An 11,366-nucleotide genomic window follows, 5' to 3' on the forward strand; every position below is an offset into this window, starting at 1 on the left:
CGCATGCGGCGGGCTCAGTGCTGCAGGTGCAGGCCGCACTCGCGCTTGGCCTCGACCTTGGTCGGATCGAAATAGTCGAACTCGTTGGGCAGGTCGTGACGCTGGAGGTAGGCGTGGAGCTCCTTCGCCGTCCAGTGCAGCAAGGGGGCTACCTTCAGCAGGCCATCGGTGTTGCGGCTGACCGGGGCCATGCGTGAACGTTGCGGAGTGTCCTCGGCACGCAGTGCGGTGAACCAGACATCCGGTGCCATCTGTTCGAGGGCACGCTCGAAGGGCTCGATCTTCACCTCCTGGGTAAAGGCTTCATGACGCGGATCATCGATGCCGGGGAAGGGGCCCTCCAGCGCTTCGCGGTGAGCGCGGGTGCGGATTGGCAGAAAGCTGATCAGGTTGAGGTCGAGGCGTCGAACCAGGGCGTCGGCGAAGCGGTAGGTAGCCTCGGTATTGTAGCCATGGTCCATCCAGACCACCGGGATGTCGGGTCGCTGACTGGTCACCATATGCAGGATCACCGCCTCGAAGGGGCGGAAGTTGGTGGTACAGATCGGCTGGCTGCCCTGGTCGAGGGCCCAGCGGATAAGCGCTTCCGGGTCCTGGCCGAGGTCGCGGTTGATGATGTCGAGGGTCTCGATCATGGGGGGCTCCTGGTAGGTATCTCGACCACCCTAGCCGAACGGCAAGGCGTGCGCCCAATACCGATTTCTTGCGTTGTTATTATCATTTAAGAATAAGAGATTGTTTTCTTATTCTTTGTTGCCTTCTGTGGCGAGCGCTGCCACCAGGTGACGGATCTTGTCCCAGGTCTCCTGATATTCGGCTTCACCCTCCGAGTCGGCCACCAGGCCCCCACCGCCCCATAAATGCACGCGGTCGCCGTCCGCCACGGCGGTGCGAATGGCGATGGAGGTGTCCATCCGCCCCCGAGTATCCACGTAGCCGAGGCTGCCGCAGTAGACGCTGCGCCGGCTGGGTTCGAGTTCGTCGATGATCTGCATGGCACGCACCTTGGGAGCGCCGGTGATGGAGCCGCCGGGGAAGGCGGCGGCCAGCAGTTCCAGCGGCGTGCGTCCGTCGGCAAGCGTGCCGGTGACCACGCTGACCAGATGGTGGACATTGACGTAGCTCTCCAGGCCACAGAGCTGGGGTACCCGCACCGTCCCGGGACGGCAGCGGCGGCCCAGGTCGTTGCGCAGCAGATCGACGATCATCACATTCTCGGCGCGATCCTTGAGGCTCTGCGTAAGCTCGGCGGCCAGGCGGGCATCGCTTGTCGGGGTGTCACCGCGCGGGCGTGTGCCCTTGATGGGACGGGTCTCCACATGGCCGTTGCGGCACTCCAGGAAGCGCTCCGGCGAGAGCGAGAGGATCGCCTGCTCACCATTGGCGGAGGCCCAGGCCATGAAACCCGCGAAGGGGGTCGGTGTCGCCTTGCGCAGGCGCCGGTAGGCGCTCCACAGGTCGCCCCGGTAGGGAGCGCTGAAGCGCTGGGCCAGGTTGACCTGATAGCAGTCGCCGGCACGGATATAGCGCTGCACGGCGTCGAAGCGTGTCAGATAGGCGTCGCGGTCGAGCTCGGCAGCAAAGGCGGCCGTCAACTGGTAGGCGGCTTCCGGTGCGGGGGCGGCGTTCAGCCACTCGAGTGCCTGCTGGCGACGCTCCGGGGTGGCCACCAGCCAGGCCTCTCTGCGCTCATGATCCTGGATCAATGCCCAATCGTAGAGGCCGACCCGGCTGTCAGGCAGGGTCACGACACGGCGGGCACGCTTCCCCACTCGCTCCAGCTGGTAGCCGAGGTCGTAGCTCCAGTAGCCGATCAACCCGCCCAGGAAGGGCAGCTCGCTCTCCGGTACCGTCATGCTCTCGGTCAGGCCCTCGAGCAGGGCCTGCTGGGCGTCAAAGGGCGCCAGGTGACGAAGCTCTGGCACGCCCTCCACCTGGCCCGACTCATCCACCGTCAGCACCGCCAGCGGGTCGCTCGACAGAATGTCGTAGCGGCCGCCCGGGGCCTCGGGACGGCCACTGTCCAGCAGCACGGCCCCCGGCCTTCGGCGCAGGCGGGCGAAGGCGGAAAGCGGGGTGGGCCGGTAGGGGTGCGGCGTGATCTGGAGCTGGGCGGTCATCGCTGGGCCTATGCAATCGGGGCGCCCATTCTAGGCGTCGAAAGCGTCGTTGTCCTCGTCGATATGCGCCATTGGCCTCCATGTGGCCGACAACATTGTCGACATCTCGAAGCGAGAAGGGGAAAATGTCTACAACCAAAGACGTATCACTCGCCCATGACGCCGTGTTGACCCGAAGTCCGGCAATGGCTACTCTTTCTTCACCCAATAATTGTCGACAATCATCATGAAGCCAGTCGAAGCCGAATCATCCAGTCCCGAAGTCCGCACTCTCGCCGAGCGGGTCTTCCAGCAGCTGCAGGATGCCATCGTGCGTGGTGAGCTCGTGCCGGGCAGCAAGATCACCGAGCCGGGCCTGTCCAGGACCTATGGCATCTCCCGCGGGCCGCTGCGCGAGGCGATGCGCCGGCTGGAGGCTCATCGACTGATCGAGCGTGTCCCGCATGTCGGCGCCCGGGTGGTGAAGCTCTCCATACAGGAGCTGCTTGAACTGTTCGATGTCCGCGAGGCCCTCGAGAGCATGGCCGCCCGCCTGGCGGCGGAGCATATGACCGCCGAGGAGATTGCCGGCCTGCGTGAGGTGCTGGCGCTGCATGAACGCCAAGCCGACCTCAAGAAGGGCGAGGCCTACTTCCAGCGCGAGGGTGACCTGGACTTCCACTATCGCATTGTTCAGGGCAGCCACAATCGCATGCTGGTGACCATGCTCTGCGATGACCTCTACTACCTGGTGCGGCTCTATCGCACCCAGTTCAGCGCCAGTGGGTCGCGTCCCCAACGCGCCTTCGTCGAGCACCACCGCATCGTCGATGCCATCGAGGCCGGCGATGCCGAGCTCTCCGAGCTGCTGATGCGCCGCCATGTCAGCGCTTCCCGAGCCAATGTCGTCGATCGCTACGCCGCGTCCCTGAGGGAGTCGGAAGACTCCCCTGCCTGACCCATCTTCCCGATATCACCAGGAGAAACATCATGACCCAGCAGACCCCCGGCGCTCGCTTCCGCGCTGCCCTCGAGGCCAATCGCCCGCTCTCCATCGTGGGCACCATCAACGCCTATACCGCCATGATGGCCGAGCGTGTGGGCCACCAGGCCATCTACCTTTCCGGCGGCGGCGTGGCCAACGCCTCCTTCGGCCTGCCGGACCTGGGCATGACGACCATGAACGACGTGGTCGAGGATGCCCACCGCATCTGTGGTGCCACCGACCTGCCGCTGCTGGTGGATATCGATACCGGCTGGGGCGGCGCCTTCAATATCGCGCGCACCGTCAAGGAGATGCAGCGCGCCGGCGTGGCGGCGGTCCATCTGGAGGATCAGGTGGCCCAGAAGCGCTGCGGTCACCGCCCCAACAAGGCGATCGTCTCCCAGCAGGAGATGGTAGACCGCGTCAAGGCCGCCGCCGACGCGCGTATCGACCCGGACTTCTATCTGATTGCCCGTACCGATGCCTTCCAGAAGGATGGGCTGGATGCCGCCATCGAGCGCGCCCAGGCGTGCATCGAGGCGGGTGCCGATGCCATCTTCGCCGAGGCGGTTCATACCCTCGACGACTACAAGGCCTTCTGTGAGCGCGTCGATGCGCCGATCCTGGCCAATATCACCGAGTTTGGCGCCACGCCGCTGTTCTCCCAGCAGGAGCTCGCCGAGGTGGGCTGCCGCATGGTGCTCTATCCGCTGTCCGCCTTCCGTGCCATGAACGCGGCGGCGCTCAAGGTCTATCAGAGCATCCATGACAATGGCCATCAGCGTGATGTGGTCGACATGATGCAGACCCGCGATGAGCTCTACGACTTCCTCAACTACCACAGCTTCGAGCGGAAGCTCGATGCCCTGTTCGCGGAGAGTCAGCTTGAAGAGAAGGGCAGCGACGCCTGAGGCGCATGCCGCACTGGTAACAGCACCACGGATACAACATCAAGAGGAGAGATAACATGGCTGATAAACCCGTTAGCGGCGCAGGCCTGCGCGGCCAGAGTGCCGGCACCACCGCCCTGTGCACCGTGGGCAAGACCGGCTCCGGCTTGACCTACCGTGGCTACGACGTCAAGGAGCTGGCCGAGAAGGCGAAGTTCGAGGAGGTGGCTTACCTGCTGCTCAAGGGCAAGCTGCCCAACCAGGCCGAGCTCGACGCCTATATCACCAAGCTCAAGGGGCTTCGCGGCCTGCCTGCCGAACTCAAGAGCGTGCTCGAGCAGATCCCCAGGGATGCTCACCCCATGGACGTGATGCGCACCGGCGCTTCCATGCTGGGCAACCTCGAGACCGAGCAGAGCTTTGACGAGCAGCAGGATGTCGCCGACCGTCTGCTCGCCGTTCTGCCCTCGATCATCTGCTACTGGTACCGCTTCAGCCACGACGGGGTACGCATCGAGACCGAGACCGATGATGCCTCCATCGGTGGACACTTCCTGCATATGCTGCGGGGCGAGCCGGCCTCCGAGCTGCATGCCCGGGTCATGAACGTCTCGCTGATTCTCTATGCCGAGCACGAGTTCAATGCCTCGACCTTTACCGCTCGCGTCTGCGCCTCCACGCTCTCTGACATGCACTCCTGCGTGACCGGTGCCATTGGCTCCCTGCGGGGTCCGCTGCATGGCGGTGCCAACGAGGCTGCCATGGCGATGATCGAGAACTGGCAGTCGCCGGATGAGGCCGAGCGCGAAATTCTCGGCATGCTCGAGCGCAAGGACAAGATCATGGGCTTCGGTCACGCGATCTATCGCGAGTCCGATCCGCGCAATGCCATCATCAAGGAGTGGTCGAAGAAGCTCTCCGAGGACGTCGGTGACAGCGTGCTCTACCCGGTCTCCGAGCGTGTCGAGGCGGTGATGTGGCGCGAGAAGAAGCTGTTCTGCAACGCCGACTTCTTCCATGCCAGCGCCTATCACTTCATGGATATCCCCACCAAGCTGTTTACCCCGATCTTCGTGATGTCGCGGGTGACCGGCTGGGCCGCGCATGTCTTCGAGCAGCGTGCCAACAACCGCATCATTCGTCCCAGCGCCGACTATGTGGGCCCGGAACACAGCGAGTGGGTGCCCATCGAGCAGCGTGACTGATCGACCAGGGGTATTGCAGGGCGGCTCCTCGAGCCGTCCTGTCGCCTTTTCCCGCCTCGCGGCCAGCTGTCTGCAAGAGATCTCGAAGCCATGAATACTGATTATCGTAAACCGCTCCCCGGTACCGAGCTGGACTACTTCGATGTGCGTGCTGCCGTCGAGGAGATTCAACCCGGTGCCTATGAGACCCTTCCTTACACTTCACGGGTGCTGGCCGAGCAGCTGGTGCGCCGCTGCGAGCCGGCGCTGTTGACCGACGCCCTGAAGCAGCTGATCGAGCGTCGCCGTGACCTGGACTTTCCCTGGTACCCGGCGCGTGTGGTGTGTCACGACATCCTCGGCCAGACGGCCCTCGTCGATCTGGCCGGCCTGAGGGATGCGATCGCGGAGCAGGGGGGCGATCCCTCCAAGGTCAACCCGGTGGTGCCCACCCAGCTGATCGTCGACCACTCCCTGGCCGTCGAGCACGCCGGTTTCGAGGCGGATGCCTTCGACAAGAACCGCGCCATCGAGGATCGTCGCAACGAGGACCGCTTCCACTTTATCGAGTGGACCAAGACCGCCTTCGAGAACGTCGACGTGATTCCCGCCGGCAACGGCATCATGCACCAGATCAATCTGGAGAAGATGTCGCCGGTGGTGCAGTCGCGGGATGGCGTTGCCTTCCCCGACACCTGTGTGGGCACCGATAGCCACACGCCGCATATCGACTGTCTGGGGGTCATCGCCATCGGGGTCGGCGGGCTCGAGGCCGAGACCGTGATGCTCGGGCGCCCCTCCATGATGCGTCTGCCCGATATCGTCGGTGTGGAGCTGACCGGCAAGCGACAGCCGGGGATCACCGCCACCGATATCGTGCTGGCGATCACCGAGTTCCTGCGCAAGGAGCGGGTGGTGGGGGCCTACCTGGAGTTCTTCGGCGAAGGGGCCAGGAGCCTGACCATCGGCGACCGTGCCACCATCTCCAACATGACGCCGGAGTATGGCGCCTCCGCGGGGATGTTCTATATCGATGAGCAGACGCTCGACTACCTGACCATCACCGGCCGCGAGCCGGAGCAGGTCGCGCTGGTCGAGACCTATGCCAAGCAGGTTGGCCTGTGGGCCGACAGCCTGGAGAGTGCCAAGTACGAGCGCGTGTTGACCTTCGATCTCTCCACCGTTGAGCGCAACCTGGCGGGTCCCTCCAATCCGCATCGTCGCCTGGCCACCAGCGATCTGGAGAAGCGTGGCATTGCGGTCGACTACGACAAGGCCCAGGCGGAGGAGAGAGAGGGCAAGCTGCCGGATGGTGCGGTGATCATTGCCGCCATCACCAGCTGTACCAACACCTCCAACCCACGCAACGTGGTCGCCGCGGGGCTGCTGGCCAAGAAGGCCAATGAGCTCGGCCTGATTCGCAAGCCCTGGGTGAAGTCCTCATTTGCCCCGGGATCAAAAGTGGCGCGCCTCTATCTTGAGGAGGCCGGCCTGCTGCCGGAGCTGGAGAAGCTCGGTTTCGGCATCGTTGCCTACGCCTGCACCACCTGTAACGGCATGTCCGGCGCCCTGGATCCCGAGATCCAGCAGGAGATCATCGATCGTGATCTCTACTCCACCGCGGTACTCTCCGGTAACCGCAACTTCGATGGCCGTATTCACCCCTACGCCAAGCAGGCCTTTCTGGCCTCGCCGCCGCTGGTGGTTGCCTACGCCATCGCCGGTACCGTGCGCTTCGATATCGAGAAGGATGTGCTTGGTACCGACGCGGACGGCAACCCGGTGACGCTCAAGGACCTGTGGCCCTCCGACGAGGAGATCGATGCCATTGTCGCCGAGCACGTCAAGCCGGAGCAGTTCAAGCAGGTCTATATCCCGATGTTCGACCTGGACGCCGCCGAGAAGGCCGAGAGCCCGCTTTACGACTGGCGTCCGCAGAGCACCTATATTCGTCGCCCCCCTTACTGGGAAGGCACCATGGCGGCGGAGCGTGAGCTCAAGGGCATGCGGCCGCTGGCGATCCTGCCGGACAACATCACGACCGACCATCTGTCGCCGTCCAATGCCATCATGATGGATAGCGCCGCCGGGGAGTATCTGCACAAGATGGGCCTGCCCGAGGAGGACTTCAACTCCTACGCGACCCATCGTGGTGACCACCTCACGGCCCAGCGGGCCACCCTGGCCAATCCCAAGCTGTTCAACGAAATGGTGCGGGACGAGAGCGGCGAGGTGGTGCAGGGATCGCTGGCGCGGGTCGAGCCGGAAGGTGAAGTGATGCGCATGTGGGAGGCCATCGAGACCTACATGAATCGCAAGCAGCCGCTGATCATCATCGCCGGTGCAGACTATGGCCAGGGCTCCTCGCGTGACTGGGCGGCCAAGGGCGTGGCCCTGGCCGGGGTCGAAGCGATTGCCGCCGAGGGATTCGAGCGCATCCACCGCACCAACCTGATCGGCATGGGCGTGATGCCGCTGCAGTTCCAGGAGGGGACCACCCGGCATACCCTGCAGTTGGATGGCACCGAGACCTATGATGTGGAAGGCAAGGCGGAACCGGGGGCGACCCTCGAGCTGGTGATCCATCGCAAGACTGGCGAGGTCGACCGGGTCCCGGTGATCTGCCGTCTGGATACCGCGGAAGAGGTCACCGTCTACTCCGCCGGGGGCGTACTGCAGCGCTTCGCCAAGGACTTCCTGGAGGGTGTAGGGAGTGAGGAGGTGGCGAGCGCATGAGTCAGTTACCCCAGATCAGGATCCCCGCCACCTATATGCGTGGCGGCACCAGCAAGGGGGTCTTCTTCAGGTTGAGTGACCTGCCGGAGGTCGCGCAGGTGGCGGGTGAAGCGCGCGATCGCTTGTTGATGCGGGTGATCGGCAGCCCGGACCCCTACCAGAAGCAGATCGATGGCATGGGGGGGGCCACCTCCAGCACCAGCAAGACGGTGATCGTGAGTCGCAGTGAGCGCCCCGACCACGACGTTGACTACCTGTTCGGCCAGGTCTCCATCGACAAGGCCTTCGTCGACTGGAGCGGTAACTGCGGCAATCTCTCCGCGGCGGTGGGGCCCTTCGCGATCGGCAATGGCCTGGTGGACCCGGCGCGCATTCCGGCCAATGGGGAAGTCGAGGTGCGCATCTGGCAGGCCAATATCGGCAAGACGATCGTCTCTCGGGTGCCGATCCGCGATGGCCAGGTTCAGGAAACCGGTGACTTCGAGCTGGATGGCGTGACCTTTCCGGCCGCCGAGGTTCCGGTGGCCTTCAAGGACCCGGCCGACGGCGAGGGAGCCATCTTCCCCACCGGTAACCTGGTCGATGACCTCGAGGTGCCGGCCGATGTGGTGAAGGGGGGTACGCTCAAGGCAACGCTGATCAACGCCGGCATTCCGACCGTCTTCGTCAATGCCGCCGAACTCGGCTACACCGGTACCGAGCTCCAGGAGGCGATCAACGGCGATGCCGATGCGCTGGCAATGTTCGAGACCATTCGCGCTCATGGGGCGGTGAAGATGGGGCTGATCACCGACGTCGGCGAGGCGGCGACCCGTCAGCACACCCCCAAGGTGGCCTTCGTGGCGCCGCCGAGCGACTATGTCGCCTCCAGCGGCAAGCGGGTCGAGGCCGGCGAGATCGACCTGGTGGTGCGTGCCCTCTCCATGGGCAAGCTGCACCACGCCATGATGGGAACCGCGGCGGTGGCGATCGCCTCGGCCGCCGCTATCGAAGGCACCCTGGTCAACCTGGCCGCAGGCGGCGGCAAGCGCAGCGCCGTCACCTTCGGGCACCCCTCAGGCACCCTGCGGGTGGGGGCCGAGGCGAGCCTGGTGGAGGGGCGCTGGGTCATCGACGAGGCGGTGATGAGCCGCAGCGCCCGGGTGCTGATGGAGGGCTGGGTACGCGTGCCCGGTGACACCCTCTAGATAGCCACAACCGAGGAGTTATCCCGTCGCCAGGCCATCGTCTGACGTAGTAGATGGGGCGGCACTTCGCGAAGAGGCATCACCCAACGCCCCGGATCCCAGGACAGGATCCGGGGCGTTTTCTATGGTCATGGTAGGGTAGGGGTTCAAGCGACGGCAGGAGATGATCATGAGTACCGTGGAAGCCAATGTGCGGCCTGACTATGACGCCGAGCTGCAGAAGATCGCCGACTATGTTCTGAACTATCGCATCGCAAGCGACGAGGCCTGGGATACGGCCAGGCTCTGCCTGATGGATACCCTGGGCTGCGGGTTGCTGGCGCTGCGCTTTCCCGAGTGCACCAAACACCTCGGGCCCCTGGTGGAGGGGACAGTGGTGCCTCACGGCGCCAGGGTGCCGGGCACTTCCTTCCGGCTCGATCCCGTCAAGGCGGCCTGGGACATCGGGGCGATCGTGCGCTGGCTCGATTACAACGACACCTGGCTGGCGGCAGAGTGGGGCCACCCTTCCGACAACCTGGGGGCCATCCTTGCCGTGGCCGATCACCTCTCCCAGAAACGCGTGGCCCAGGGCGAGGCGCCGCTTGTGATGCGAGACGTTCTCGAAGCGATGATCATGGCTCACGAAATTCAGGGCGTGCTGGCGCTGGAGAACTCCTTCAACCGGGTGGGGCTCGATCATGTGGTGCTGGTCAAGGTAGCCTCCACGGCGGTAGCGGCCCGGCTGCTCGGGGCCGACCGTGAGCAGCTGCTCGCGGCGCTGTCCCATGCCTGGGTGGATGGCCAGAGCCTGCGTACTTACCGCCACGCCCCCAACGCCGGTTCACGCAAGAGCTGGGCGGCGGGGGATGCCACTTCCCGGGCGGTACGACTGGCGGATATCGCCCTGCGGGGCGAGATGGGTGTCCCTGGGGCACTCACCGCCTCCCAGTGGGGGTTCTATGATGTGCTGTTCAGTCACACCAATCGTGATCTGGCCACCAAGCCCGAGGAAGAGCGGCGTTTCCGCTTTCAGCGTGAGTTCGGCAGCTACGTGATGGAGAATATCCTCTTCAAGCTCTCCTTCCCGGCCGAGTTCCATGCCCAGACCGCCTGCGAGGCGGCGGTGACCCTGCACCCCCTGGTCAAGGGGCGGCTCGACGAGGTCGAGCGAATCGTGATCACCACTCACGAGTCGGCGATTCGCATCATCTCCAAGGAGGGCGACCTGGCCAACCCGGCAGATCGAGACCACTGTCTGCAGTACATGGTGGCCGTTCCGCTGATGCTTGGAGAGCTGAACGCGGAGCACTACGAGGATGACTTCCATGTTGCACATCCCGAGATCGACACGCTGCGTGGCAAGATGGAGGTCGTGGAGGAGTCGCGTTATACCCGCGACTATCTGGACCCCGACAAGCGCTCCATCGCCAATGCCATTCAGGTCTTCTTTACCGACGGCACCTCTACCGAGCAGGTCGCGGTGGAGTATCCCATCGGTCATCGCCGGCGTCGCAAGGAGGGGATTCCGGTGCTGGAGGAGAAGTTCCGGCGCAATCTCGAGACACGCTTCCCGCGGGCACGCAGTGAGAGGATAGTCACGCTCTGTCAGGACCAGCAGGGCCTGGAGGCGACACCGGTTCATCGCTTCATGGATCTTCTGGTGATCTGACGGTGGGGGAGGGGCCATGGGCTCGAGTGCCAGGCATGGCCCCGCCCCTCTGGTATGGCCCCGCTCCACTGGCAAGGCAGAGGAATGTCGAAGCGCATGTTGTGGCGTACCTACGCCGAATTTTGATGAATTCGAATTTTTTACCGAAAGGCCTTGCGGACCCGCCGGTAAAGCCGTAAAGTACGCATCCGCTGCCGGCGACGGGCAAACGTTGCAGGCGGTGAATGTGGCAGAAGTGGCTGTTCTGCAATGGTTTTTTTCGAAATGCTTCGAAAATGACCGGTTGACAGTCGCGGCAGATTCGCTAGAATGTGCGCCACTCGTGACGGCGACCTCAAGGTCTCCGCGGCGATCCTCTCGAAACGACCCTTCAAGGATTTGGTATCTAAAGGGGTCGGTCACTCGCAAGATTCCTCGGAATGCTTCGTCGGGTTGACAACGACAGCCAGTCACGTAGAATATGCCTTCCTCGCAGGGCGCTGGCGAGACCGCCGCTTCTTCGGTCATTAACGAAAGCGACGGCACGACAGCAAGCGAGACGCTCCGCTCTCAACGAGACGTGAGCCGCTCTTTAACAATCGATCAGGTAATTCATGTGGGCGCTTGTCGATGGCTCGGTGACCATGTCACAGAA

8 protein-coding genes are annotated in these 11,366 nt (G+C 64.0%); 6 read left to right on the forward strand and 2 right to left on the reverse strand.

The genetic code is table 11. The features are described from left to right. Positions 1-14: 14 nt before the first annotated feature. Both Q0894_RS13330 and pabB read right to left on the reverse strand, forming a co-directional pair. Positions 15-635, reverse strand: a complete 621-nt coding sequence (locus tag Q0894_RS13330; RefSeq protein ID WP_299236183.1) for a phosphoadenosine phosphosulfate reductase family protein — start codon at positions 633-635, stop codon at positions 15-17. A gap of 108 nt (positions 636-743) precedes the next feature. Next, on the reverse strand, positions 744-2,120 hold the full coding sequence (gene pabB / locus Q0894_RS13335; protein ID WP_299236185.1) for an aminodeoxychorismate synthase component I: 1,377 nt from the start codon (positions 2,118-2,120) through the stop codon (positions 744-746). A gap of 226 nt (positions 2,121-2,346) precedes the next feature. Here pabB and Q0894_RS13340 point away from each other — a divergent pair, with 226 nt between their 5' ends. From Q0894_RS13340 to Q0894_RS13365, 6 genes are all read left to right on the forward strand, one after another. Beyond that, positions 2,347-3,057: a GntR family transcriptional regulator gene (locus tag Q0894_RS13340; RefSeq protein WP_195688361.1), complete on the forward strand. Its 711-nt coding sequence runs from the start codon at positions 2,347-2,349 to the stop codon at positions 3,055-3,057. A gap of 32 nt (positions 3,058-3,089) precedes the next feature. Then, positions 3,090-3,995, forward strand: coding sequence for a methylisocitrate lyase (gene prpB, locus Q0894_RS13345; protein ID WP_299236188.1), 906 nt, complete (start codon positions 3,090-3,092; stop codon positions 3,993-3,995). Between the two features lie 56 nt (positions 3,996-4,051). Further along, positions 4,052-5,179 (forward strand): 2-methylcitrate synthase, encoded by a 1,128-nt coding sequence (gene prpC, locus Q0894_RS13350; protein ID WP_132043148.1) that lies wholly within the window; start codon positions 4,052-4,054, stop codon positions 5,177-5,179. A 90-nt stretch (positions 5,180-5,269) separates the two neighbouring features. Beyond that, positions 5,270-7,894 (forward strand): Fe/S-dependent 2-methylisocitrate dehydratase AcnD, encoded by a 2,625-nt coding sequence (acnD, locus tag Q0894_RS13355; protein WP_161423138.1) that lies wholly within the window; start codon positions 5,270-5,272, stop codon positions 7,892-7,894. Beyond that, complete coding sequence (prpF, locus tag Q0894_RS13360; RefSeq protein WP_299236193.1) at positions 7,891-9,081, forward strand: 2-methylaconitate cis-trans isomerase PrpF; 1,191 nt, start codon at positions 7,891-7,893, stop codon at positions 9,079-9,081. Before acnD ends, prpF begins: the two co-directional genes overlap by 4 nt. A gap of 166 nt (positions 9,082-9,247) precedes the next feature. After that, the gene (locus Q0894_RS13365; RefSeq protein ID WP_299236206.1) at positions 9,248-10,732 is read left to right on the forward strand and encodes a bifunctional 2-methylcitrate dehydratase/aconitate hydratase; all 1,485 of its coding nucleotides are present in this window, start codon (positions 9,248-9,250) and stop codon (positions 10,730-10,732) included. The last annotated feature ends 634 nt before the right edge of the window (positions 10,733-11,366 follow it).

The sequence above is a fragment of the uncultured Halomonas sp. genome (genome assembly GCF_947501415.1).
GTDB lineage: Bacteria > Pseudomonadota > Gammaproteobacteria > Pseudomonadales > Halomonadaceae > Halomonas.